Source organism: Rhizobium sp. WSM1274, from assembly GCF_025200775.1.
Classification (GTDB): domain Bacteria; phylum Pseudomonadota; class Alphaproteobacteria; order Rhizobiales; family Rhizobiaceae; genus Rhizobium; species Rhizobium leguminosarum_I.
In genome coordinates, this window is record NZ_CP104140.1 from 290,270 (window position 1) to 313,687 (window position 23,418).

Here is a 23,418-nt window from a genome sequence, read left to right on the forward strand (position 1 = left end):
TTCAACATTTCGCGAGTTCTGCGTGAGCTTGCCGGGGCGATCATTGGCTGCGCCAACAGTCGCTGAATTCGCTGCCCCGGCGTCAAGAAGATGCGCCCTATTCGCTTTGGCAATCGGCGCCCGGCCGGTCGCAGGCAGCAATCGACGCCGGCTACCGATCTATGAAAATTAATTTCATACTCGCGCTTTGAGGCCCGTTTTCTATTGACGCCTTCCGATTTTTGTCCCAACTTAAAGAAAATAAATTACTAAATGGGAACTTGATCGGCATGAAAGTGGGAATCATCGGGCTAGGATTCCGGCTCGGCTATCTCGGCTATGTTTTCAAGGCAATCGATAGCAGCTTCGACATTGTCGGCTATGTGGATCCGGAACCCGCCGGACTTCCTGGATTGACGGAAAAGGGCATTTCAGTCGGCAAGGCCTATGGTTCGCCGGAAGAATTGCTCGCCTCCGAAAAGCTCGATCTGCTGATGATCGGCTCTCCCAATCATATGCATCTCGACCATATCAGGCTCGGACTTCAAGCCGGTCTCAAGGTCTTCTGCGAAAAGCCGATCGTCACCACGATCGCTGAAAGCATCGAACTTGCCCATCTGATGGCAAAATTCGGCCACGAGCGACTGATGGTCGGTCTCGTCTTGCGTTATTCTCCGCTCTACAAGGATCTGCGCGCCATCCAGGCCGAGGGCAAGCTTGGTCAGATCGTCTCTATCGAGGCCTCCGAACATATCGAGCCTTATCACGGTGCCTTCTTCATGCGCGACTGGCGCCGTTACGAGCGCTATTCCGGCAGCTTCATGCTGGAGAAATGCTGCCACGACCTCGACCTCTATAATGGCGTCGTCGGTGCGCGGCCGGAGCGGGTCGCAAGTTTCGGCGGCCGCAAGAGCTTCATTCCTGCGAACGACCCGGCGCGCGAAGGCATCAACGACCTCGAGCTTTTCCATCGCAAGCCAAGCGGCTGGATGGGCTCGGACAAGGTGTTCGACAGCGACGCCGATATTATCGATTATCAGGTGGCGATCGTCGAATATGCCAATGGCGTCGGCATGAACTTCCACACCAATCTGAATGTGCCCGACCAATTCCGCCGCTTCGCCATCATGGGCTCGCGCGGCATGGCCGAAGGCGATTTCGTTCGCGGTTATCTCGATGTGCACGAACAACTGACCGGCAGCAAGATCGTCGAAAACAAATATGCCGCCACCGAGCTCTCCCAGCACTACGGTGCCGACGAACAGATGGCGAGCGACCTGCTTGAAAGCGTGCGCACCGGGCTCGAACTTCCCGTGTCCACGCTGAATGCGCTCGAAGCCGGCATCCTCGCCTTGGCGATGGACGAAGCGAGGATGAAGAAAACGGTCGTCGATCTCAGAGCCATCTGGGACCGCTTCGACGAAGCCCTTCACGCAAGAGCGGCTTGAGGGGGGCGGCAGGATGAGTGTTCAAAGAAGCACCTTCATCTTCGCTTGCATCCTTCTTCTTCCGGCTGTGCTCTATGTTCTGGCGATCGTCGCCTATCCGCTGGTCGATACCTTCATTCTCTCCTTCACCGACGCGTCCCTCAGGAAGACCACCAATTGGGTGGGCTGGGTCAATTACGAGAAGATCTTCAACGAGCGGTTTGCTGAAGTCATCATCCGCACCTTCATCTGGACCTTCTTCTCGGTCGCCCTGAAAATGGTGATCGGCACCTTCGGGGCGACGATGCTGAACGCCGCGGTCCCCGGCCGCTCATTGTTCCGGCTTTTGACCATGCCGCCATGGATCGTGCCGATGGCGATCGGCATCTTCATGTGGGGCTGGATGTATAACGGCCAGTTCGGGATGATCTCCGGCATGTTGCAGCGCTTCGGTCTGGTCGACGGCCCGGTCGCCTTCCTCGCTTATGGAAGCACCGCCTTCTGGGCCACGATCGTCACCGACGTGTGGATCGGCGTGCCGCTGGTGACGATCTACTTCCTGGCGGCGATCCAATCCATTCCGAAGGATCTCTACGAGGCCGCCTGGACCGACGGCGCCGGCCGCTGGTACCGCTTCCGCCGCATCACGCTGCCGCTGATGATTCCGGCGATCATCACCATGTCGATGCTGTCGCTGATCGCCACCTTCAACTCGTTCGACATCATCTGGATCCTGACGCAGGGCGGACCGAGCGGCGAGACGACGACGATGATCATCGATACCTACCAGACCGCGATCGGCTCGAAGAAATACGGTGAAGGTGCAGCGCGCGCCGTTTTGATCTGCATCTTCCTGTCGCTCTTCTGCTTCGCCTATTTCCGCGTCACCCGCCGCCTCAATCCGGAGAAGCGCGCATGAGCAATGCAGCCATGATCGACCGTTACCGCTGGTGGGAAATCATCCTGATCTATTGCGGCATCGCGCTGTTTCTTTTCTTCGTGCTGTCGCCCTTCGTCGAAGGTTTCCTGGTGTCGCTGAAGCCGCTCAGCCAGCTCTTCTCCTCGCCCTACCGCTTCTGGCCGGAGAACGGCTCGTTCGAAGCCTATCGGACGATGTGGATCAGCGTGCCGGGCTTCGGGCGCTATATCTTCAACTCGTTCTTCATCTCGGTCATCGTCACGCTGATTGTGCTCGGCCTGGTCATTCCGGCGGCCTATGCCTTCGCGAAGTTCGAATTCAAGGGCATGGGCATCCTGCTCGGCGCCTTCCTGACCGTGAACATGTTCTCGGGCGCCGTGCTGTTGATCCCGCTCTTCCGGCTGATGCGGAGCATTGGCGTGCTCAACACCTATCTCGCCATGATCGTGCCTGGCGTCGCCTTCCTGATCCCTTCGGCGATCTGGCTGCTGCGCACCTACATGATCCGTATTCCGCAGGAACTCAACGAAGCGGCCTACATGGATGGCGCCAGCCATTTTTACACGCTGCGCCGGGTCATCCTGCCGATTGCGATGCCGGGGATTATCGTCGTCGCCATCACCACCTTCATCGGCGCCTACGCCCAGCAATTCATCTTCGCGCTGACGTTCAACTCGAAGACCGAATACATGCCCTTGCCGGTGGGGCTCTTTGCTTACTTCGGCAAGCAGGAGGTCATCTGGAACGAGCTGATGGCGGCTTCCTTCGTCGGCATCGCGCCGGCGATGGTCGTCATCTTCTTCCTTCAGCGCTACCTTGTCGGCGGGCTGACCGCCGGTGCGGTGAAACAATAAGACCAAAAAACGAGTGAACAGCTAACACAAGAATGGGAGTTACGACGTGAGCATATCAATCAAGACAGGCCTTATGGCGCTCGCCCTGCTCGGTTCGACGGCACTGACCACGGTCACTGTCCAGGCGGCCGACAAGGAAATCAGCTGGATCTATTGCGGCGACACGATCGATCCGGTCCACACCAAATATATCAAGCAGTGGGAAGAAAAGAACACCGGCTGGAAGATCACTCCGGAGGTCGTCGGATGGGCACAGTGCCAGGACAAGGCAACGACGCTCGCCGCCGCCGGCACGCCGGTGGCGATGGCCTATGTCGGCTCGCGCACGCTGAAGGAATTCGCCCAGAACGATCTTATCGTCCCGGTGCCGATGACCGACGATGAAAAGAAGACCTATTACCCCCACATCGTCGACACGGTGACCTTCGAGGGCAACCAGTGGGGCGTTCCGATCGCCTTCTCCACCAAGGCGCTTTATTGGAACAAGGATCTCTTCAAGAAGGCTGGCCTCGACCCCGAGACGCCGCCGAAGACCTGGGCCGAAGAAATCCAGATGGCAAAGACCATCAAGGAAAAGACCGGCATTCCGGGCTTCGGTCTCTCCGCCAAGACCTTCGACAACACGATGCACCAGTTCATGCATTGGGTTTACACCAATAATGGTGCGGTGACCGATGCTGAAGGCAAGGTCACGCTGGATAGCCCCGAAATCCTCGCTGCGCTGAAGGCCTACAAGGACATCGTCCCCTACTCTGAAGAAGGCCCGACGGCCTATGAGCAGAACGAAGTCCGCGCCATCTTCCTCGATGGCAAGGTCGCCATGATCCAGGCCGGTTCGGGTGCCGCCGACCGTCTGAAGAAGACGCAGATCAGCTGGGGTATTACGACGCTGCCGCTCGGTCCGAACGCCAAGGGTCCGGGCACGCTGCTGATCACCGACAGCCTGGCGATCTTCAAGGGTTCGGGCGTCGAGGACAAGGCGACGGAATTCGCCAAGTTCATCACCTCTCCGGATGTCCAGTCGGAATACGAGTTGCAGGGCGGCGCCGGCCTCACCCCGTTGCGCCCCTCGGCAAAGGTCGACGAGTTCGTCGCCAAGGATCCCTACTGGAAGCCCTTGATCGACGGCATCAGCTATGGTGGCCCCGAGCCGCTCTTCACCGACTATAAGGGCTTCCAGAACTCGATGATCGAAATGATCCAGTCGGTGGTGACTGGCAAGGCCGAACCGGAAGCCGCACTGAAGAAGGCTGCCGGCGAAATCGAGGCCTTCAAGTAAACTCTCCCGAGGCTCCCGGGGTCGCGGCATAAGCTGCGACCCCTCCCCTATATCGAATGTGCGAAGACCGCCGGCGGAGACAGATTTTTGGGACAGCTCCTTCTCAACAAAGTTCAGAAATTCTACGGCGACTACGAAGTTCTGAAGGGCGTGCAGCTCGAAGTGAGGAACGGCGAATTCGTCGTCTTCGTCGGCCCGTCGGGCTGCGGCAAATCCACCCTGCTGCGGATGATCGCCGGTCTCGACGCGACGACCGCCGGCGACATCGTCATTAATGGCGTCAGGGTCAACGACCTACCGCCGGTCAAGCGCGGCATCGCTATGGTTTTCCAGTCCTACGCGCTCTATCCGCATATGACAGTCTTCGAGAACATTGCCTTCCCGCTTCGCGTCGAAAAGATGGAAGAGGAAAAGCTCAAGGCCAAGGTCGAAAACGCGGCGCGCATCCTGCATCTCGAACAGCGGCTGCAGCAGAAACCCGGCATGTTATCCGGCGGCCAGCGCCAGCGCGTCGCGATCGGCCGCGCCATCGTGCGCGAACCGAAGATATTCCTGTTCGACGAGCCGCTTTCCAACCTCGACGCGGCGTTGCGCGCCGACATGCGCATCGAGCTTGCCAAGCTGCACAGGCAGTTGAAGGCGACGATGATCTATGTAACACACGACCAGGTCGAGGCCATGACCATGGCCGACCGTATCGTCGTGCTCGACGCCGGCGATATCTCTCAGACCGGGGCGCCGCTGGAGCTTTATCATAAGCCCGCGAACCAGTTCGTCGCCGGCTTCATCGGCAATCCGAAAATGAATTTTCTGCCTGTGACCTGTAAAAGCGTCAGCGCCAATGGCGTCGAGGTGGATTATCAGGGCCAGACAGCCCTCCTGCCCGTGACGCCGCGCGACGGCATGGCCGGCAAGGCTTTGACGCTCGGCATCCGGCCGGAGCATATCCAGCTTAACGGCGGCGATATCGTCTTTACCGTGACCCCGACGGTCATCGAGCGCCTCGGGGCAAATACGGTCGCTTACGCCTCGCTCAACGGAGAGGCCGAGAATTTCTGCGCGATGCTGCCGGGTAGCGTCGGCATCCGCGCGGACGCGCCAGTCGCGACCGGCATCAACGCCGCAGATTGCCATTTGTTCGACAAGGCCGGCGCTGCCTTCGAGCGGCGCGTGGAACTGACCGAAATCGATATGAACATGATCAATCCCACGGCGGTCTGAAGCGACTGGCTTCGTGTCGGCGGCCGCCACAGGACCCTCTGCCAATCGGACGGCAGTTCTCGCGGCGTTCGGTCCGCTTTTCTACTGGTGCCCGGAGGCTAAACAAGCCTTTTGACCGCGGGTGTTGCGAAGCTGCCAGTCGTCACGCCTCTGCACCAAATCCGTGGCGGGCAACGGTCACCAGAAACATCAGCATCGAGGCCAAGTCAGCATCGCGTCGGCACTCGCCAGAGCGGGCGAACCTCCGGCCATGACCATGGCAACACCTGGGACCATGAGAGCGACACCGAGGATGGCAAGTCCGGCGTGAACGCGGGGAAGTTTCCCCCAGCACTGTGGTGGGGGTCAGCCGGTAGTACAGGCCAAACAACGCCAGCGTCGTCCATCCCACCAGGTTGAGATGCGCATGGGCCGGCGCCGGCAAGTGATCCTCGCTGATTGCCGTCTGGATCCCCCAAACCATGCCAGAGGTGCCACACACGACCGCCGCGAGAAAAAAAGATAAAGGCGATGTCACGCTTATCAGCCTCTCTGCGCCAGCCCGGGGCCGGTAAACTGCGAACCATATCGTGCCGCACATTCGGCAACCGCGGCGATGTCACGCGGTATTTGAAAACCGGCTGCGGCGACTTCTTCGAAAAAAGCTTCAAAGCCACCCGGCGTCAGCACGGCGATGCAAACAGCGCCGTCAGGACCGGTGCGGAAGCTATGACGCTTGCCACGTGGTATATGCGCAGTCTCCATCGGACCGCGCCGAAACACGGTGCCCTCAAGTTCGAAATCAATGACGCCTTGCAGCACAAGGAAAGTTTCGTCCTCGGCCTCATGGATGTGCGAAGGCGGGCCTTCGAGCGGGCCGGCAACGCCGTGGACGATGGACATGGCGCCTTGCGTTTCGGCGGAGGACAACAGGATGCGATAGGTGGTGCCGTTCCAGCTATGAGACTGCTGTGGCTGGGTATATATGTTCATGATATAGGGACCTTCGTGGTCGGTTGATCGGAATGCCATTGAAATAGCGCACCGCCGGGCTTGTGATAAATTGGATGATTATATCGACTGAATTGATCCTATGAATTTATCCGCGTTCGACCTCAACCTATTGAAAGTGCTCGATGCCTTGTTGCGCGAACGGTCTACCGTGCGCGCCGGGGAGCGAGTTGGCCTATCGCAGCCGGCCGTGTCGGCGGCCCTTGGGCGGTTGCGCGCTGCCTTCGGCGATCCACTGCTGATGCGCGATGGCCAGCAAATGCGCCCGACCGAATTTGCGCTTGCTTTGGTGTTACCGCTGACGCAACTGCTTGAGGATTCAAGCCGCCTCTTGAACCCGGCAAGCTTCGATCCAATCAGTGCGGTGCAGACTTTCCGCATTGCAGCGTCGGATTTTTTCACCGAGATGATGCTTCCCGGCCTAATGGCTAACCTGGAACAGCGGGCACCGGGTATTTCGCTGCGCTATACCGACTCGCTCAATCTTCAGACTATGGACGACCTACGAGAAGCCAGGCTGGATCTGATCTTGTTGCCTGCGGGCAATTTTTCGCCCTGGGTCGATTGGCGACCGATCTTTCACGCCAGTTACGTTGTTGTTGCGCGGCAGGATCATCCGGTTCTACGTCAGCATGGTGTTACGCCGGCGGCGGCGATGCCCGTCGAACTATATTGCAGGCTGCGCCACGCCGCCTTCCGCGTCATCGAGATGGCGCCCGATCGAGAAACTGCCGCACTTGCTGCATTGGGCCTGCAAGTGAGGTTGTCCTCTCGGTGCCGACCTTTGCGGCCGTCTTGCGGTCTGTGGCCGCGACAGACCTTGTCGGAATTGTACCGCGCCGGATGGCCGTGAAAGTTGCCATCGCAGAGGGGCTTGCCGTTCATCCGCTGCCCTTTGCTTTGCCGCCGACACTGTTGGCAATGATTTGGCACCGGCGCAATTCCGCATCCCATGCACATGCTTGGCTGCGCGATCAGGTCTCCGAAATACTCACGCTACTCGATGATCTTGAACAGTCCAGCGTCGGTAGTTTGGTGTTGGGAAGCGCTGGCAATCTCGATTGATTGCGGGCTAGGTTTGCGTCCCGTTTCGGGCGCTATCGAACGGCTGCTCTCGATACTTAAAAGCCGAAAATCGACCGCCAGTTTCCGCCCCAAATCGGGTCATCCGTCGGTGCTGAGCTCATATCGGTTATTGGCGCAACGAAATCATCCGCCACGCGCATGTCTTGCGATATCAGCGACTGCATTCTTGCTGATACCGAGACCGCGAGCAATCAGCCAATACCTGGGGCCTTCGGTGATCAGGGCCATCTCGCCCTCACCCGGCACGCTGCCTACCAGACGAGGCCGCGGGCCGCGACATCCTCGACGCGGGTGACGATGCCGCCCCGATGGAAGACCATTGTGTCGAACAGGTTGGACACAACGCAGGTGTGGTTCGGGATGATGAAGAGCTTTTCGCCGATTTGCGGCCGGGGGCCGGTGCAATCAGACAGGTCGATCACGCCATGTTCTTCCGAGAGGCTGCTGATCCGCGCTTCGGGATAGCCGACGACCAGGCCGTAATCGCTGAAACCCTGAAGATCCGATGTCAGCGCCTTCGAGCCGGCATCGATGACGGCGCGGTCGGCGTTGGGGCGGGAGACGACGGTTGCCAGCACGTGCATGGCGCAATCGTCCTCGGTGCAATGGCCCATGCGCACCATCTGGCGGTCGTTGTAGATATAGGTGCCGGCGCGGTGCTCGGTGGCCGATTTGACGAGATGCGCCTCGAAGAGGCTTGGCGTTCCGCCATTGCTGACGATCGGGCAGCTTATGCCTTCCGATGTCAGCTGTGCGAGCGCCTCTTTGATGAAGGCTTCGACGGCGGCGGCCGATTGCGGTTTCGGATAGGTCACGATGCCGCCGAAGGTGAGGCCATCGGCAGCGGCGATACGCTTGGCGAGAGAGGCCGCCTCACCCGGCGTCTGCACGCCGCAGCGGCCGCCGCCGGTGTCGCATTCCACAAGCACGTTCAGCGGCTTGTGGCCGGAGAAATGTGCTGCGAGCCCGTCGACCGTCACTTCGCTGTCGCCGACGACCTTGAGGGCCGAAATTCTCTCGTTCAACTTGCCCAGCCGCTCGAGCTTCTGCTGTCCCAGAATGTTGAAGGTGATGAGGATGTCCTCGAAGCCGGCTTCGGCAAAGACTTCGGCTTCCGTCACCTTCTGGCAATTGATGCCCTTGGCGCCGGCGGCAACCTGCGCGACGGCGAGAGCCGGGATTTTGTGCGTCTTGATATGCGGGCGGAAATTCAGCCCGTGCTGATCCATATAGGATTGAACGCGGTTGATGTTGGCAGCCAGCCTGTCTTCGTCGATCACAGGACGCGGCGTCGAGAGATCGGCGATCCTGTCTCCTGCCTTGGCGACGACGGCAAACCTGTTGTCATGCATCTAGGCGGCTCCGCGTTCTAACCCGTGTGGATCGGCGACGATCGGCCATATGGTCTTCGGTGCCCGCCGGTACGGCGTCGTCGCCGGATTATTGGGATAGGGCGTTCCGGCCGAGCAGTAAAGGATCTCGGCGGCGATCTTCGAGAAGGACGCGAAGAAGTGGTTGGTGGATTTGATCACCAGAGTCTTCTGACGGGTGGGATCAATGCCCATCACCGAGAAAAGGCTCGGATCGAAGCTTTGGGCGCGCGTCGAATTGAGGATGATGTCGAGGCCGTTGAGGACAATATGAGCGGCATCGCCGAAAGGTGCGAGGCTCTCGCCGAACTGCATCTCGGCGTTCTTCACCAGCTTGACGATTTTCACGGTGCCGTCGATGGGGTTGCCGGTGCCGGGGGCCGACTTGGCGCCGAAGCGCAGCGGAATTTCCGCCCCCTCGCCTGCCGCAAAGCAGATCTGCACGGCGACCGGATCCCAAATGGTGCCGATCGCGGCGCTGGTGACACCGCGGGCCATGAGCTCGGCGAGAATAACCGTCGCATCGCCTGCCGTGCCGCCCCCCGGATTGTCCCAGACATCGGCGATGACGACGGGCCATGCGGTGGCGGCCATCGCCTGCGAGACGGCTTGCCTCTCGTCGATCTGCGGCACCATGAAGGTGCCGCGTTTGGAAAACAGCTCGAGGCCGAGTTCGCGCGCCAAAGCCGCGCCCTTTTCGGGCTTATTATCCGTCACGACAAGCAGCTTCGTTCCCATTTCGGGAACGTCGCCGACCATGAAACCGTGGATCACCGAGATCGACAAGACGTCCGGATCATCCTTTTCTATCCGCATGATCTTGTCGACGAAGGAACGCATCGGTTCGCGCGATGTCGGGAAGACGTCGATCATCTTGCAGTCGAACACCGACATAGCAGGCTTGATGCGGCCTTCGAGCGTCTCGACCGCAATGCGCCAGAGATCCTCGGCGCGGTCGACGAAGTCCGTGTGCGGAAACTCCTTGAAATAGACAGCGAAATCGAGCGCAGCGACGCGTTTTGCGGTGAGATGGCTGTGCGGATCGAGCTCAGCGCAAATGAGAACGTTAGGCCCGACGATCTCGCGCATGCGCTGGAGAAGATCGCCTTCGGTATCCTCGTATCCGGCAGCCACCATGGCGCCATGCAGGCCCATGACGACGGCGTCGACAGGCATTGCCCCGCTAAGTTGCTCGAGGATTTCGTCACGTAGCTCCTCGTAAGTTCCCCGGTTGACGAGGCCTGCTGGGTCGGCCCAGGTGGCCGTTCCTTCGATCAGTTCCCAGCCCTTTTCCCGGGTGACGCGCCTTCCGACGGTGATCGGCGCGGTGCAGAGCGTCGGTGTTTCGGGATGCTGGCCGGGCGGGGCATAAAGCGAGGCTTCGAATGCGCGGCGATCCACGCAGATCGGGGAAAAGGTGTTGGTTTCCGTCGCCAGTGCTGCCGTGAAAATGCGCAAGAATGTGGCCTTCGTGTTGTCGGCCCCGCGTCAACCCATCGGGTTCGGCAGGTAGCCGGTAAAACCTGAGATTTTCCAGCGTCCCTGGTGAAGCCTGCAATAATAGAGCGTCTGCCATTGCAGGACATCCCGGGTGCCGTCAGGCTTGGAAATGCTGCCGTCGAATTTCTTGCGAACCAGCGCCATGTCGCCTTCGATTTCGATATCCTCAAGCGTCGTCGTGGTGAAGATCGCCGTGCGCGCGTCCTCCGCGAAACTCTGCTCGGCGAAATCCTTTGCCTGCCTCAGCCATTCCTGGCGATAAGCCGACAGTGTCGGAAATGCCAGGCGCCACCTGTCGGGGCTGACCTGCTTCTGGGCATCGATACCGATGAAGCCCTCTTCGACAAAGTCATGCTCCACCTTCGACCAGTCGGCGGCCAGAAACGCATCGATATCGCGCGGAACGAGCATTTCCCAGATGGCATGCCGGGCGCTGTCTGACGTGAAAGGATTCTGGAAAGGATCGCGCATATCAGCCCCGGATTGAAATTCTTTTCATAAACGGCGTTTTTCACTGGTCAAATTCTGCTTTCTATGGTCACTTGTCAACTTATCAAGAAAATAATTTGCAAGGACTTCAGCATGCCGATCAAGCGCTATGGCACTGTTCAAACGGGCGCCGGCGGCAAGGCGCTGCCTTTCGCACGTGCGGTCGAGGCCGACGGATGGCTGTATGTTTCCGGCCAGGTTGCGATGGAGGATGGCGAAATCATCGACGGCAACATCATCGCCCAGACCCACAAGACAATCGCCAATGTCCTTTCGATCCTCGATGAGGCCGGATACGGCGTCGAGGATGTGGTGCGCGTCGGCGTCTGGCTCGACGATTCGCGCGACTTCTGGACCTTCAACAAAATCTATCAGGAGTATTTCGGCGAACATCCGCCGGCACGCGCCTGTGTGCAATCGACGATGATGGTCGATTGCAAGGTTGAGATCGATTGCGTGGCCTATAAGAAGAAGGACGCATAGCGAGCCATCGGGGGGACGGGTTTGGATATCTTTTCGACGTTGCAGGAAGATAGGGGCCGGCTCTCTCCCTCCGAGAGCCGCATCGCGGAAATCATCGTCAACGACTTCGAGTTTGCCGTGAATGCCTCGATCATCGAGCTCGCTGAACGGGCCGAGGTATCGCCGCCGACCGTCACCCGTTTTTGCCGGCGGCTCGGTTGCGAGAGCTTTTCCGACTTCAAGGTGCAACTCGCCCGCACCGCCCATATCGGCGTGCGTTATCTGAAGCCGGAATCGAAAAGCACCGATCCGGCCGATGTCGCCCAGGATATCATCACCAAGGCCCAGAACGCGCTCTTCCTGCTGCATCGGTCGCTCGATCTTGCCGCGATCGAAGCTGCCGTTTCGCATATCGCCAAGGCCGATATGATCTATGCGTTCGGGTCAGGCGGCAATTCGTCGATGATCGCCGACGAGCTCCAGAACCGCCTCTTCCGTCTTGGGCTTCGCATCACGGCAAGTTCCGACCACAGCATGCAGCTGATGATGGCGGCCGCGGCAAGGCCGGGCGACGTGTTGATCGGTTCGTCCTTCTCCGGGCGCAATACGGAGCTGGTGCGGGCTTTCGAGCTTGCCCGCCAAGCGAAGGTGAAGACGATCGCTTTGACACAGACGGCAAGCCCGGTCGCCAAGGCTGCCGAAATCGTCGTGCCGATCGATCTACCCGAAGGCAGCAATATCTATCGCCCGACCTCGACGCGCATCGCCTACATCGCCACGGTCGATATCCTGTCGAGCCTGGTCGCCTATGCCGTTCAGCCGAAGGCGACGACCACGCTTCGGCGCATCAAGCAGCAGCTGGTCATTCACCGCGACGGCGATGACCGACAATTGCTTGGAGATTGAGGTTCATGAATGGGAGCGACGGAAAATGACGCAGTCGATAGCCATCGTTACCGGCGCTGCAGGTGATATCGGCGCGGCGATCGCCGCACGGCTCGCCGATGACCACGACGTCGTGTTGCTCGCCGATATCGATGCGAAGGCCGCGGCTGCCGTGGCGTCGAAGCTCGGGCCGGGCAACCGCTTCGTCGCCGTCCAATGCGATGTGACCAGCGAGACGAGCATTGCGGCATTGGCAAGACGCGCCGCCGACGTCGGCGTCGTTCGAACCCTGGTCAACAATGCGGGTGCTGCCCGCGCCACCAGCCTGCACGAGACGACGCCCGAGATCTGGCGGGCGGACAATGCGCTTAATCTCGAGGCGGCATTCTTATGTTTCCGCGCGTTCGAGCCGATGCTGACGGTTTCGAAGGGGTCCGTCGTCAACATCGCCTCGGTCAACGGCATGCATGTCTTCGGTCACCCAGCCTATAGCGCCGCCAAGGCCGGCCTTCTGCATTTCACCCGGCTGGTCGCCGTGGAATACGGCAAGTTCGGCATCCGCTCCAACGCGGTTGCACCCGGCACGGTGAAGACGCAGGCCTGGGAAGCGCGCGCGGCAGTCAACCCCAACGTTTTCGAGGAAGCACGCCGCTGGTATCCGCTGCAGCGGGTCGTCGATCCGAAAGATGTTGCCAATGCCGTGGCCTTCCTTGCCGGTCCCCAGGCCGCTTCCATCACCGGCGTCTGCCTGCCCGTCGATTGCGGCCTCACGGCAGGCCAGGCCGAGCTCGCGCGGACCTTCTCCCAATCGGAGCACTACTGACCTTCAGATGCCCGCATGAGCCGCCTTTTCCCCGACGTCTTCCGCAATCCGGCGATCCGCGCCAGCATGATCGCCATTTTCACCTTTGGCATGGCGGGGGCGATGACTGCACCCTATCGTTCGGTCGTGGGTATCCGCGAATTGGGCTTGAGCGATGGCCTCTATTCCTTCCTGAGTTTCCTCTCCGCAGCGGTGAACGTCGTCATCAGCATCCTGCTCGGCAATCTCGCCGACCGGTTGGGCGAGTACCGGCCGACGATGATCGGCGCCTGCCTGTTCGGCATCGTCGGCTACGGCATGGTCTACGCCTTTCCCAGCGCCGCCATCTTCGTCATCGCCGGATTGCTGCCCCTACCGATCTACGGAGCGCTGAACTCACTGCTGTTTGCCAATGCGCGCGCGGCGATGCAGGGCATGAGCCGAAGCGACATGGTAACGGCCAACTCCGGCGTGCGCGCCATGATCTCATTGTCCTGGGTGCTGATCCCCGGCATCACCGGCCTGCTGCTGTCCGGCGCATCGAGCATGCTGCCGGCCTACCTCTTTGCCGGCCTCTCATGTCTGCTCTGCCAAGGCATCATCATCTTCGCCCTGCCGAAGCGGGCGGCGACGGAGATGGCAGCGGTTCATCACCTCACCTATCTCGGCGCGCTTCGCCAAGTGGTTTCGCCGCGCATCTCGGCGCATATTTGCGGGGTGGCGCTGATCACCAGCACGCTGCATCTCAACGACGCCCTTCTGCCATTGATCGCCACCGGCGCTGCGCATGGCAGGCTCAGCGACGTCGGCATTCTGGTCGGCATCGTCGCATTGCTGGAGGTCGTCTTCATCATCGTCTGGTCGCGGATCGCGCGCAAGACCGGCCAGATGGCGGCGCTTGCCGCCGGCACCATTATCTATGCCGTGTTCCTCAGCCTGCTCGGCTTTGCCTCCGAGCCTTGGCACCTCTATACGCTCGCCCTGCTTGCAGGCATCGGAGCGGCCGCGATCATCAGCTTTCCGATCACCTATCTGCAGGATCTCATTGCCGACCGACCGGGGCTCGGCAGCGCGCTGATCTCCGTCAATATCTTTGCCAGCGCCGGGATCGGCGCGCTGATCTTTGCCGTCGGCACCTATGTGACAGGCTATTCGGGAACCGCGATCCTCAGCGCCGTCACCGGATTGTCGGGCATAACGCTGCTCGGGCTCCTGCAAAAACGCAGCGCCCATTGAGCAAATAAGACGTTGCGAAGAATGGAGCTTTCATCGGTGTTCGTCTTGTGACAAGGGTGACGCTGCATTTCCTTTGAAGGCGACATGAAGGCGATCTCCGGCACGAATCTCGAGCAGGCCAAGTCTCACAACCGGCGTGTGGTGATCGAGGCTGTCCGCACGCACGGTCCCTTGTCGCGCGCGGCGATCGCCCGGATGACGGCGCTGACTGCCCAGACCGTGTCGAATATCGTCGAGGAACTGGAGAGGTCGCACCTTCTCGTTCCGTCCGAGGCGCAGAAGCTGGCGCGCGGCCAGCCGATTATCCCCTACTCCATCAATCCACGCGGCGCCTATTCGATCGGCCTGGAACTTGGCCGGCAGCGCGCCAGCGGGGTTCTGACGGATCTCTCCGGCGCCGTCTGCGCGCGCATCGAGCGGCACGTCGAACATCCCGACCCGCAAAGGGCGATGCCGGCTCTCCAGTCCATCGTCGAGGATCTTCAGCAGGCTTTCACATTCGACCGGAACAGGTTGCTCGGCGTCGGGATGGCCCTGCCCGGCCGCTATGCCGATGGCGGCACCACGTCGCTCAGTCCGCTGAACCTGCCCGGCTGGCAGGGTTTTCCTGTCGGGCATGAGCTGGAACAGCGGGTAAAGGTGCCGGTGCTTGTCGAAAACGACGCGACGGCAGCGGCGATCGGCGAGCGTCTTCACGGTGTCGCCCGCGGTTTGGGCAGCTTCGTCTATCTGTTTCTCGCCGGCGGCGGCGGCATCGGCGCTGGAATGTTCCTCGACGGCCACCTCTACAAGGGCAGCCGCAACAATGCCGGCGAGATCGGCCACATCATCGTCGAACCGCATGGCAAGCTCTGCAGCTGCGGCAAGCGCGGCTGTCTGGATCGCTACATCTCGCCAGCCGTCGCCTACGAATTCATGGGCATTGCCAATGCCGAGGAGCTGTCGCCCGACGATCTCGACGCGCTGATCGCCAAGGGCGGCGAAGGTCTCGATACCTGGCTGGATCAGGCCGCCCAACCGCTGCGGCAGACCGTCGATTTTCTGGAACTGGCCTTCGATCCGCAGACCATCGTGCTCGGCGGCAGCATATCGACGTCGCTGATGCTTAGGCTTGCGGAACGGCTGGAGCCGCTGCACGTTCCGATCGATCCCAACCAGCAGCGGACGGTGCCCCGCGTGATGATCGGCATGACCGGCAAAGATACCGCGATCCTCGGCGCTGCCGCCCTGCCGATCTTTTCCGAAACCAATCCGCGCTTCGACGTACTGCAAAAGCCGCTCGGCTAGCGCATACTCATCCGCCTGCCGGCAGCCTCGCATCTGACTGCGGCGGGCGACGGGCCAGAGGTCGCGCAAAGATGACCACGTTGCCGAGAAGCGTCAGCGCCAGGCCGATCAGGCCCAGACCGGTCCAGTGGTAGCCCTCGAAGACCGTCGACAGGGACAGGGCGACGATCGGGAACAAGACGGTGGCATAGGCAGCGCGTGAGGAGCCGATGCGCGACACCAGCATGAGATAGGTGGTGAAGCCGATCACCGATCCGATGGCGGCGAGATAGAGCAGCGCGGCAAGATAGGTGATGTTGGGAGGCGCCACGATCGGCGTTCGCGTCACGGCAATCAGGAAGAGGAGGATGATCGTGCCATAGGTCATGCCCCAGGCATTGGCGGTCAGCGGTGAGATTCCGGCCGCGCTGTTGCGACGCGATGCCATGTTGCCCAGCGAGAAGAACAGCGTGCCAAGCGCTGCGAGCCCGATCCCTTTCAACGTGCCGATATCGAAATCGACGACAACGTCCTGTCCAAAAAGGAGAAGGAGCCCGGTTGCTCCGAGCGCCGCTGCGAGAAGCGTGCGGCCTGTAATGCGGTCGCCGAAGAAGAGGCGCGCATTGACGGCATTATAGATCGTTGCGAGCGAGAAGATCACCGAGATCAGACCGGACGGGATAGAGGCGGCGGCGTTGTAGAAACAGATGAAATTAAGGCTGAACAGGCAGAGCGCTTGCGCAAGGATGAAAGGTTGATCGCGCAAGGCAGGGAGCTTGAGCCGCCGCATGACAGCCAGGATGGCGACGAGGATCACTGCTGCGACCGCAAATCTGTAGAAGACCGAGACCAGGACCGGCACGGGACCGACCTGCATCGCAATGGCGATCCAAGTCGTCCCCCATATGAGGACGGTGGCGATGAAGAGAGCGGCATTTGCCATGGCGTGATCCTCGTTTTCCCGACCGATAGGCGAACCGTGGACAGGTCTCTTGCAGATTCTTGCTATGAAATTGATTTGCCCGGACTTCCCTGCTCGCCATGCGGACCACCCACCAGTATTGTTCGCAAGGCTTGGCCAGGTGTGGGGAAGAATTGGTGAAGGATAGCCGCCTTTCGGTTTTCAGATTTTTGTCGGCATCTCCCTCTGCGCGGATGTCGCAATCCATCGATTTGGGGTTCGGGCGATCTGCGGCCCTCTGGAGCAATGGCAGCGACAGGATGAGCTATGAGCGCCCGGACGGACATACGTTCAGCCTTTATCTCAACGGTGGCGCCGGAACCCGCCGCCTGGATGGCAGCCCCACCGCTCAAGGCCGGCCCGGCGCCTTGTGTGTCATGCCGCAGGGGCACTCGTCCGAATGGGAAATCACCGATCCGTTCGAATTCGTCCATCTCTACGTTCCCGACGACCAGATGCGCCGGATGTTTGCCGAGACGTTCGACCGCGATTCCAGGCTTATGGCTGTTGCCGAAGCGACTTTCGCCGACGCACCCGTCTTGGCGCATAGGCTTCGGCAGCTGACCGAAGCGATGTTGGCGGGTGATCATCTGCTGGCTGAAGAAGCCATGACGCAGACGATCGACGATTTCTTCGTGGATCCGCGTTATGGAGGAATGCGTCCCTGTGCGATCAGCGGGGGGCTCGCTCCTCACGTGCGGCGCCGGATCCTGGAGTATATCGAGGCCAATCTCGGTGAGACAATCCGCTTGCAGGATCTGGCGGCGATCGGGCAGCTCAGCGCATTTCATTTTCAGCGGATGTTCCGGGCCAGCTACGGTGTGTCCCCACATGGCTGGGTGGCTCACCGGCGTATCGAGCGCGCCAAATCGATGTTATCCGGCAGGGACCCGATCGCGCAGATCGCTTCAGCCTGCGGCTTCAGCAGCCAGAGCCACATGACACGGGCATTTAAATTAGGCACAGGCGTCACACCCTCCGCCTACCGGCAACGGCAGTGAAGCGCCTTCGCTCGGCACGTGTTTGTTGGCTGTGGGCGGGCGGGACGGCAGCCTTGATCCCTGGCCGATAACGCCGGCGCTGGCTCAACCGGGAAGCTTGTTGAATTTCCGGAGGCTCTTGTCGACGAAGGACTCGGGCAGGAAGCGGCGGATGAAACGGATCTGCCCTGCTGCTTTCCCAGCTGTGTAACGTCTCTTGGGCGAGGCCGCATTGGCAGCCTGGATGACGGTTGCGGCGACCACCTCGGGCGCATCGCCCGTTGAGATGATCTCGCGCATCAGCTTCTCCGCGTCGGCGCGCACCGCATCATAGACGGCAAGCGGCCGGTCCGGCCGCGTGATGTTCTCCTCGAAGGAGGTGCGGGTGATGCCCGGTTCGACGAGCACGACACGGATGCCCTGCGTGCGCACCTCATGATCGAGGGATTCCGAATAGCCTTCGATCGCGTGCTTGGTCGCCGCGTAAAGCGCGTTGAAGGGCGCCGGGATCAGCCCAAGGATCGAGCTCAGGTTGATGATCCGGCCGCTGCGCTGCCGCCGCATCACCGGCAGCACCGCATTGGTCATTCGCATCGTGCCGAAGACGTTGACGTCGAACACGGCTTTAGCCTGCGCCGTGGTCGATTCCTCGGCGCCGCCGAGCAGGCCGATCCCGGCATTGTTGACGAGAAGATCGATCCGCCCCGTGCGTTTCAGAACCTCGTCGACGACGCCCTGCACCGATTGATCGTCGATGACGTCGCAGATCAGCATGGTGATGCCGTCGGCGGTGTCGGCCATTGGCTTTCGGCTGGTGCCGAACACCTGGTAACCGTCGCGTAGCAAGGCCTTCGCCGTTACCAGCCCGATGCCGGAAGAGGCCCCTGTGACCAGGGCGATGCCGCGTTCTCTTTTGCTCATCAACGTCTGCCTTCGTTTTTGTCGTGGAATATCCATGCGCACTCTGTTACTATTAAATTGATAGCAAGTCACTACTAAAAAGATATCGACATGAAGAATCTTTCGAACCAGCCCTGCCTGATCGCCCGTAGCCTGGCACTCGTCGGCGATGCGTGGAGCATGTTGATCATGCGCGACGCCCATGCGGGGCTGACCCGCTTCGATGAATTTCGCAAAAGCCTCGGAATCGTCCCGACAATGCTGACGGGGCGGCTGTCATCGCTGACCGAGGAAGGATTGCTGGAAAAGCGTCGCTATTCCGAGCGTCCGCCGCGCGATGAATATGTGCTGACGGAAGCCGGCCGCGACTTTCTGCCGGTGCTGTTTGCAATCGGCGCCTGGGGCCGCAAGCATCGCAGCGGCGGTGCAGTCACCCGTTTCTTCGACGCTGAGACCGGTACGGAGATCGAACCCCTCACAATCGACCGCGCGACCGGCGCGGAAATTGGAACCCGTCCTATTCGTATCGCCGCACCCGAATGTGCGCTGCCCGCGGCAGATGAAGCGGCACCTGACAACGCCCTTTGAAAGCGATGTCAGCATCCCCCGCCATCACCGCCTCCGGCGATGGCAAGGGGATCCTCGAATCAAAACCCGCGGCCCCAACCGAGCACTATGACTGCTGTAGCCCGTAGAGCAGCGGCATCAGTCCTGCGAGCGCCCTGAAACGCTCCCACGACTTGGACGAAGGCTTCGTCCAGCCCGTTTCGGCAAGCGCGGAAAGGCGCGGAAAGACGAGGCGGTCGAAAACGGCCCGATCGGTCATAGGCTCGGACCAGATGCAGGCCTGGATGCCGAGGAGTTTCTGTTTCTGAGCTGCCGTCCAGCCGCCGATGGGATCGAAATTGTAGAGCTTCTCCGCGTCCGAAGTCCCCGCCCAGCTGGCGCCGGGCTCGTCCCAGTCGGGCCTGAGCGCCATGTCGAGGTAGTAGACTTGTCCGGGGCAGACAACCATGTCGTAGCCGCGCTCGGCAAGTTCGGCTGAGACTTCGACATTGCGCCAGCTGCAGAGATAGCTCTTCGATTTGTCGATGACATCGCCATGGGCCGCCTCTTCCCAGCCGCCGGTGATGCAGCCCTTGCTGGCAAGGAAGCGCTGGACGCGGTTCAGGAACTCCGCTTGCAGGATGGCGGCGCCGGAGCCGTGGATGTCGTCGGCGCCATGGGTATTGGTGACGACGTTCAGCCGCTCGGCATGCGCATCGGCAACCTCGGTCCCCGCCACTCTACGCAGGCGCTCGAGCGCTTCCGGCGAACCGGACCATGCGCCGAGCGGCACTTCGTCGGCGCCGAGATGGATGGTCTTGAACGGAAAGAGCTCGATGAGTTCTAAGAGGATCGTCTCGACAATCTCATAGGTCTTCTCGCGGACCGGATTGATGCAATTGTCGGGGAAGCCCTGAACCGAATAATAGCTGCCGACTTCGGCCGGATCGCGCAGCTCCGGGATCGCCTGCAGCATGGCGTAGCAATGGCCTGGCATATCGATCTCCGGCACGATCTCCACGCCGAGGCTCTTGGCATGCGCGACGATCTCGCGGATGGCAGCCTTGGTGTAATAGCCGCCGGTGCGGGCCGGGCTCGAACCGAGCAGCGGCGGAACGGCAAGACCGTGACCGCGCCAGGCGCCGACCGCGGTCAAATCAGGATAGGCGTCGATCTCGACGCGCCATGCTTCGTCGTCGGAAAGGTGCCAGTGGAAGCGGTTGAGCTTGTTCCAGGCCAGCACCGCCAGCAGCTTCTTGACCTCGGCCGCGCTATAGAACTGGCGGGCGACGTCGAGATGCAGGCCGCGCCAACCCATCGACGGCTCATCGACGATCTCGCCGGAAGCCGGAAACTGGAAGACCTCGGGATGCAGCCTTGCACCGCGCCAGATCTGGCCGAGTGTGACGAGGCCATAGAGGAAGCCGGTCTGGCTGCTGGCCGCGATCGCGATCGTCTCGCCCTCGAAGCTCAGCCGATAGGCCTCTGGCCCGAGCCCGGCGGCATCTTTCAGGGCAACCGGAACCGCGCCTTCCGCCTCGCTCCGCACGATACCTTCGACGGCAAAGAGATGTTCGACCAGCGCTGCGAAACTGCGTGCTGCCGCCTCCCCTTCAGCGCTCCGCGCCTGCGGCGCAAAACCGGCCGGCAGCGGCCGGCGGGAAGTGACCGCCACATGGTTCGGCCAGGGGATGATCGACACCTGAACGGGCGCATTGACGGGAACCGGGTAGATTTCGGCGCCACGCTTCAGCGGCGCATTGCTGACCGAAGACCGCGTCGGCTCTATGGTGAGCACGATCGTGCTGCCGTCGGAAAGCGCGAGATAGCCGCTCGTCGCGCCGTCCGTCCAGTGACGGAACTGCCAGCTCAGCGCGTAGACCGAGATCGTCCACGTCTCGCCGGCGCCGAGAACGAAATTGGCCGGCGGCTGGAATTCGGTGAAATTCGACAGCCGCTGCGAAACTGTGGCGCCGTCGACGCGCCCGGCGGGATCGACACGACCCGGGCCGCTGACGCACAGCGAGAAATTCGAAAGCGACTCGGTGCCGAGGTTCTTGAGGCGCAGGACGTAGGAAAACTCCTTGCCGTCCGCAGGCGGATTCCAAAGGGTTTCAAGCCGCAGGGCTTTTGGTCGCGGTATGGACATGGTCACTCTTTCCTTTTGAAGATCGGATCACGAGTATCCCGGCGTAAAACCGGGTGCGCAATTTTGGATGAGCATGGCGCAAGCGGCCGTTTGCGATCCCATTGTTTTTGAAGTCAATCAAATTGATTTAAGATTGATAGTCAGTTTCTCGCCGGCAGGTCAATTGCCGATTGGAAATTTCTGTAGCGCTCTCCGGATCGGCTGGGCAGACATTAGCGGGGCACGCTCTTCCGGACCAAGTCCGTTGATCACACGATCGAGCCTGGCCTTCCCGGTCAGGCTCGATCGCGTTCAACTCACTCCTGAAAATTTGTGCCGGCGGGTCCCTATCGCTTCCATCCTCATCCGAACTATGGTGTCGCGATCGGCGAAATCGCGGTTCACTTCCGAGCCATGCTGTCCGTCGTCTCGATCGCAACCACGACCGGCCTTAGTCTTCGCAGCCGAGGTGGAGAACGCAGTGCGCGGGATTATCGCATGTCGGAACGACTTGAATCTGCCCGCCCCGATGAAACGCCGGCCATCGTCTGGCTCGGCTTCATGGCGATGTGCGTCGGCATGTTCATGGCGATCCTCGACGTCCAGGTGGTGGCGACATCGCTGCCGACCATCCAGTCGGCGCTCGATATCGATCCGGATCAGATGAGCTGGATACAGACGGCCTATCTCATCGCCGAAGTGGTGGCGATCCCGCTCACCGGCCTCTTGACGCGACTTCTGACGATGCGATGGCTGTTCGTTACCGCCATCGGCCTGTTCGTCGCGGCCTCCGCCGGCTGTGCGGCAAGCGGCAGCTTCGGCGAGTTGGTGGCCTGGCGGGTGCTGCAAGGTTTTTCCGGCGGGACCCTGATCCCATCGGTGTTTTCAGCCGTGTTCATTCTCTTCCCGAACGAGCGGCAGGCGCTCGCGACGACGATCGCCGGCGTGCTGGCGGTGCTGGCCCCGACCGTCGGACCGATCGTCGGCGGGTGGTTGACGCAGACCTATTCCTGGCACTGGCTGTTTCTGATCAACGTCATTCCGGGCATCGTCTCGGCAATCGTCGCTGCGCGGTTCCTGCCGCGGCAGGCGTCCGATCCGTCCGAACTCAAGCATCTTGACGGGCTGTCGCTTCTGCTGATGGCAACCGCATTGACGAGCCTGGAACTCAGCCTGAAAGAGGCGCCGACGAGCGGCTGGACCTCCGCCTATGTGCTCAGCCTGCTAACGGTTTGCCTTGCATCGGGAGGCGTCTTCGTCTGGCGAACGCTTCGCCGCCGCCGGCCCGTCGTCGATCTCGGCAATTTCGGCGACCGGAACTTTCTCGTCGGCTCGGCTCTGAGCTTCGTCCTTGGCATCGGCCTCTTCGGATCGGTCTATCTCATGCCGGTCTTTCTCGCTTTCATCAGAGGACACGACGCGCTCGAAATCGGCATGACGATGCTGGTCACCGGCATCGCGCAGCTGGTCACCGCGCCGATCGCGGTCGCGCTGGAAAAGCGCATGGATGCTCGCCTGCTGTCGGCCGTCGGTTTCGCGCTCTTTGCGATCGGTGTCGGAATGAGCGCCTTTCAGGATCCTCGTACGGATTATGACGCGATGTTCTGGCCGCAGGTCGTGCGCGGCGTCGCCATCATGTTCTGTCTGTTGCCGCCGACGCGGCTGGCGCTCGGCACACTTCCGCCAGAGCGCATTCCCGATGCGAGCGGGCTTTTCAACTTGATGCGCAATCTCGGCGGGGCGATCGGCATCGCCCTCATCGATACCATCATCTACACGCGCTCGGAACCGCTTGGACAAACCCTCTGGACCCGCCTTCAAGCCGGCGACATCGAGGCTGCGACATTCGTCGGTGCCCCTCTTCAGACCATATCGGGGCATAGTGGCGGCTTCGATGCGGATGCCACGGCGATGCTCGATCCGCTGGTCCAGACCGCGGCCAGCGTCCAGGCGATCAACGAAGCCTGGATGATCGTCGCCGCCCTGACCGGCTGCGCCCTGCTCTCAGTGCCCTTCGCCAGGCGGCCGGCGTCAACGTGAAAGCCATGGTGACAAGTTGCCGATCTTCCGGTCGCCGGTAAGATTTCTCTCAATCATTTTGCGTCATCCTCCAGTTCCCCTCTGAAGCCAATCGACGA

Annotated in this window: 22 protein-coding genes; 15 read left to right on the top strand and 7 right to left on the bottom strand. The window is 61.0% G+C overall.

Features of this window, described 5'->3' with window-relative positions; translation table 11 throughout:
* The first annotated feature begins 269 nt into the window (after nt 1–269).
* The 5 genes from N2600_RS31160 (at nt 270) to N2600_RS31180 (ending at nt 5,679) form a co-directional block, all read left to right on the top strand.
* Nucleotides 270–1,427 carry a Gfo/Idh/MocA family protein gene (locus tag N2600_RS31160; RefSeq protein WP_260299532.1) on the top strand — a complete coding sequence of 386 codons (1,158 nt, stop codon included), beginning with the start codon at nt 270–272 and terminating at the stop codon, nt 1,425–1,427.
* A gap of 13 nt (nt 1,428–1,440) precedes the next feature.
* Nucleotides 1,441–2,325, top strand: coding sequence for a carbohydrate ABC transporter permease (locus tag N2600_RS31165; RefSeq protein ID WP_260299533.1), 885 nt, complete (start codon nt 1,441–1,443; stop codon nt 2,323–2,325).
* Entirely contained in the window at nt 2,322–3,179 is an 858-nt protein-coding gene (locus N2600_RS31170) for a carbohydrate ABC transporter permease (protein WP_017968431.1), read from the top strand. Before N2600_RS31165 ends, N2600_RS31170 begins: the two co-directional genes overlap by 4 nt.
* Nucleotides 3,180–3,252: 73 nt before the next feature.
* The gene (locus N2600_RS31175) at nt 3,253–4,458 is read left to right on the top strand and encodes an ABC transporter substrate-binding protein (RefSeq protein WP_170261604.1); all 1,206 of its coding nucleotides are present in this window, start codon (nt 3,253–3,255) and stop codon (nt 4,456–4,458) included.
* Nucleotides 4,459–4,545: 87 nt separating this feature from the next.
* The gene (locus N2600_RS31180) at nt 4,546–5,679 is read left to right on the top strand and encodes an ABC transporter ATP-binding protein (protein WP_260299534.1); all 1,134 of its coding nucleotides are present in this window, start codon (nt 4,546–4,548) and stop codon (nt 5,677–5,679) included.
* Between the two features lie 522 nt (nt 5,680–6,201).
* Here the strand turns inward: N2600_RS31180 and N2600_RS31185 are convergent.
* Nucleotides 6,202–6,651: a cupin domain-containing protein gene (locus N2600_RS31185; protein WP_017968434.1), complete on the bottom strand. Its 450-nt coding sequence runs from the start codon at nt 6,649–6,651 to the stop codon at nt 6,202–6,204.
* Nucleotides 6,652–6,751: 100 nt separating this feature from the next.
* Here N2600_RS31185 and N2600_RS31190 point away from each other — a divergent pair, with 100 nt between their 5' ends.
* On the top strand, nt 6,752–7,522 hold the full coding sequence (locus N2600_RS31190; RefSeq protein ID WP_260299535.1) for a LysR family transcriptional regulator: 771 nt from the start codon (nt 6,752–6,754) through the stop codon (nt 7,520–7,522).
* Entirely contained in the window at nt 7,474–7,734 is a 261-nt protein-coding gene (locus N2600_RS31195) for a hypothetical protein (RefSeq protein WP_260299536.1), read from the top strand. Before N2600_RS31190 ends, N2600_RS31195 begins: the two co-directional genes overlap by 49 nt.
* Before the next feature lie 272 nt (nt 7,735–8,006).
* Here the strand turns inward: N2600_RS31195 and N2600_RS31200 are convergent, their stop codons facing one another.
* The 3 genes from N2600_RS31200 to N2600_RS31210 are packed head-to-tail and all read right to left on the bottom strand — an operon-like array spanning nt 8,007 to nt 11,096.
* Nucleotides 8,007–9,107, bottom strand: a complete 1,101-nt coding sequence (locus N2600_RS31200) for a D-TA family PLP-dependent enzyme (protein WP_260299537.1) — start codon at nt 9,105–9,107, stop codon at nt 8,007–8,009.
* Nucleotides 9,108–10,583, bottom strand: a complete 1,476-nt coding sequence (locus tag N2600_RS31205) for a M81 family metallopeptidase (protein WP_260299538.1) — start codon at nt 10,581–10,583, stop codon at nt 9,108–9,110.
* 30 nt (nt 10,584–10,613) lie between these two features.
* A complete protein-coding gene (locus tag N2600_RS31210) occupies nt 10,614–11,096 on the bottom strand; it encodes a hypothetical protein (RefSeq protein ID WP_017968439.1) in 483 nt (160 codons plus the stop codon).
* A 111-nt stretch (nt 11,097–11,207) separates the two neighbouring features.
* On the opposite strand from N2600_RS31210, the gene N2600_RS31215 reads away from it, so the two are divergent.
* The 5 genes from N2600_RS31215 to N2600_RS31235 all read left to right on the top strand — a co-directional run bounded on the left by N2600_RS31215 (nt 11,208) and on the right by N2600_RS31235 (nt 15,786).
* Nucleotides 11,208–11,597 (top strand): RidA family protein, encoded by a 390-nt coding sequence (locus N2600_RS31215; RefSeq protein WP_260299539.1) that lies wholly within the window; start codon nt 11,208–11,210, stop codon nt 11,595–11,597.
* A gap of 21 nt (nt 11,598–11,618) precedes the next feature.
* Nucleotides 11,619–12,482, top strand: a complete 864-nt coding sequence (locus tag N2600_RS31220) for a MurR/RpiR family transcriptional regulator (protein WP_260299540.1) — start codon at nt 11,619–11,621, stop codon at nt 12,480–12,482.
* Between the two features lie 25 nt (nt 12,483–12,507).
* Nucleotides 12,508–13,284 carry an SDR family oxidoreductase gene (locus N2600_RS31225; RefSeq protein ID WP_162115082.1) on the top strand — a complete coding sequence of 259 codons (777 nt, stop codon included), beginning with the start codon at nt 12,508–12,510 and terminating at the stop codon, nt 13,282–13,284.
* 15 nt (nt 13,285–13,299) lie between these two features.
* Nucleotides 13,300–14,499 carry an MFS transporter gene (locus N2600_RS31230; protein ID WP_260299541.1) on the top strand — a complete coding sequence of 400 codons (1,200 nt, stop codon included), beginning with the start codon at nt 13,300–13,302 and terminating at the stop codon, nt 14,497–14,499.
* An 84-nt stretch (nt 14,500–14,583) separates the two neighbouring features.
* Nucleotides 14,584–15,786 (top strand): ROK family transcriptional regulator, encoded by a 1,203-nt coding sequence (locus tag N2600_RS31235; RefSeq protein WP_260299542.1) that lies wholly within the window; start codon nt 14,584–14,586, stop codon nt 15,784–15,786.
* A 7-nt stretch (nt 15,787–15,793) separates the two neighbouring features.
* Here N2600_RS31235 and N2600_RS31240 read toward each other — a convergent pair whose 3' ends face one another.
* Entirely contained in the window at nt 15,794–16,708 is a 915-nt protein-coding gene (locus N2600_RS31240; protein WP_260299543.1) for a DMT family transporter, read from the bottom strand.
* A 278-nt stretch (nt 16,709–16,986) separates the two neighbouring features.
* Between N2600_RS31240 and N2600_RS31245 the strand changes: the two genes are divergently transcribed.
* A complete protein-coding gene (locus N2600_RS31245) occupies nt 16,987–17,727 on the top strand; it encodes a helix-turn-helix domain-containing protein (protein WP_170261603.1) in 741 nt (246 codons plus the stop codon).
* A gap of 84 nt (nt 17,728–17,811) precedes the next feature.
* On the opposite strand, the gene N2600_RS31250 is transcribed toward N2600_RS31245, so the two are convergent.
* Entirely contained in the window at nt 17,812–18,627 is an 816-nt protein-coding gene (locus N2600_RS31250; RefSeq protein WP_260299544.1) for an oxidoreductase, read from the bottom strand.
* 90 nt (nt 18,628–18,717) lie between these two features.
* Between N2600_RS31250 and N2600_RS31255 the strand changes: the two genes are divergently transcribed.
* Nucleotides 18,718–19,194 carry a winged helix-turn-helix transcriptional regulator gene (locus N2600_RS31255; protein ID WP_260060292.1) on the top strand — a complete coding sequence of 159 codons (477 nt, stop codon included), beginning with the start codon at nt 18,718–18,720 and terminating at the stop codon, nt 19,192–19,194.
* A gap of 85 nt (nt 19,195–19,279) precedes the next feature.
* On the opposite strand, the gene N2600_RS31260 is transcribed toward N2600_RS31255, so the two are convergent.
* Complete coding sequence (locus N2600_RS31260; protein WP_260299545.1) at nt 19,280–21,301, bottom strand: beta-N-acetylhexosaminidase; 2,022 nt, start codon at nt 21,299–21,301, stop codon at nt 19,280–19,282.
* Nucleotides 21,302–21,778: 477 nt separating this feature from the next.
* Between N2600_RS31260 and N2600_RS31265 the strand changes: the two genes are divergently transcribed.
* A complete protein-coding gene (locus N2600_RS31265; protein ID WP_260299546.1) occupies nt 21,779–23,320 on the top strand; it encodes a DHA2 family efflux MFS transporter permease subunit in 1,542 nt (513 codons plus the stop codon).
* Nucleotides 23,321–23,418: the final 98 nt, after the last annotated feature.

What these genes read in the sequence shown, in the direction of transcription:
- N2600_RS31160 (WP_260299532.1), top strand. Translation starts at nt 270, where the DNA reads ATGAAAGTGGGAATCATCGGGCTAGGATTCCGGCTCGGCTATCTCGGC.
- N2600_RS31165 (WP_260299533.1), top strand. Translation starts at nt 1,441, where the DNA reads ATGAGTGTTCAAAGAAGCACCTTCATCTTCGCTTGCATCCTTCTTCTT.
- N2600_RS31170 (WP_017968431.1), top strand. Translation starts at nt 2,322, where the DNA reads ATGAGCAATGCAGCCATGATCGACCGTTACCGCTGGTGGGAAATCATC.
- N2600_RS31175 (WP_170261604.1), top strand. Translation starts at nt 3,253, where the DNA reads ATGGCGCTCGCCCTGCTCGGTTCGACGGCACTGACCACGGTCACTGTC.
- N2600_RS31185 (WP_017968434.1), bottom strand. Translation starts at nt 6,651, where the DNA reads ATGAACATATATACCCAGCCACAGCAGTCTCATAGCTGGAACGGCACC.
- N2600_RS31190 (WP_260299535.1), top strand. Translation starts at nt 6,752, where the DNA reads ATGAATTTATCCGCGTTCGACCTCAACCTATTGAAAGTGCTCGATGCC.
- N2600_RS31200 (WP_260299537.1), bottom strand. Translation starts at nt 9,107, where the DNA reads ATGCATGACAACAGGTTTGCCGTCGTCGCCAAGGCAGGAGACAGGATC.
- N2600_RS31210 (WP_017968439.1), bottom strand. Translation starts at nt 11,096, where the DNA reads ATGCGCGATCCTTTCCAGAATCCTTTCACGTCAGACAGCGCCCGGCAT.
- N2600_RS31215 (WP_260299539.1), top strand. Translation starts at nt 11,208, where the DNA reads ATGCCGATCAAGCGCTATGGCACTGTTCAAACGGGCGCCGGCGGCAAG.
- N2600_RS31225 (WP_162115082.1), top strand. Translation starts at nt 12,508, where the DNA reads ATGACGCAGTCGATAGCCATCGTTACCGGCGCTGCAGGTGATATCGGC.
- N2600_RS31230 (WP_260299541.1), top strand. Translation starts at nt 13,300, where the DNA reads ATGAGCCGCCTTTTCCCCGACGTCTTCCGCAATCCGGCGATCCGCGCC.
- N2600_RS31235 (WP_260299542.1), top strand. Translation starts at nt 14,584, where the DNA reads ATGAAGGCGATCTCCGGCACGAATCTCGAGCAGGCCAAGTCTCACAAC.
- N2600_RS31240 (WP_260299543.1), bottom strand. Translation starts at nt 16,708, where the DNA reads ATGGCAAATGCCGCTCTCTTCATCGCCACCGTCCTCATATGGGGGACG.
- N2600_RS31245 (WP_170261603.1), top strand. Translation starts at nt 16,987, where the DNA reads ATGAGCTATGAGCGCCCGGACGGACATACGTTCAGCCTTTATCTCAAC.
- N2600_RS31250 (WP_260299544.1), bottom strand. Translation starts at nt 18,627, where the DNA reads ATGAGCAAAAGAGAACGCGGCATCGCCCTGGTCACAGGGGCCTCTTCC.
- N2600_RS31255 (WP_260060292.1), top strand. Translation starts at nt 18,718, where the DNA reads ATGAAGAATCTTTCGAACCAGCCCTGCCTGATCGCCCGTAGCCTGGCA.
- N2600_RS31260 (WP_260299545.1), bottom strand. Translation starts at nt 21,301, where the DNA reads ATGTCCATACCGCGACCAAAAGCCCTGCGGCTTGAAACCCTTTGGAAT.
- N2600_RS31265 (WP_260299546.1), top strand. Translation starts at nt 21,779, where the DNA reads ATGTCGGAACGACTTGAATCTGCCCGCCCCGATGAAACGCCGGCCATC.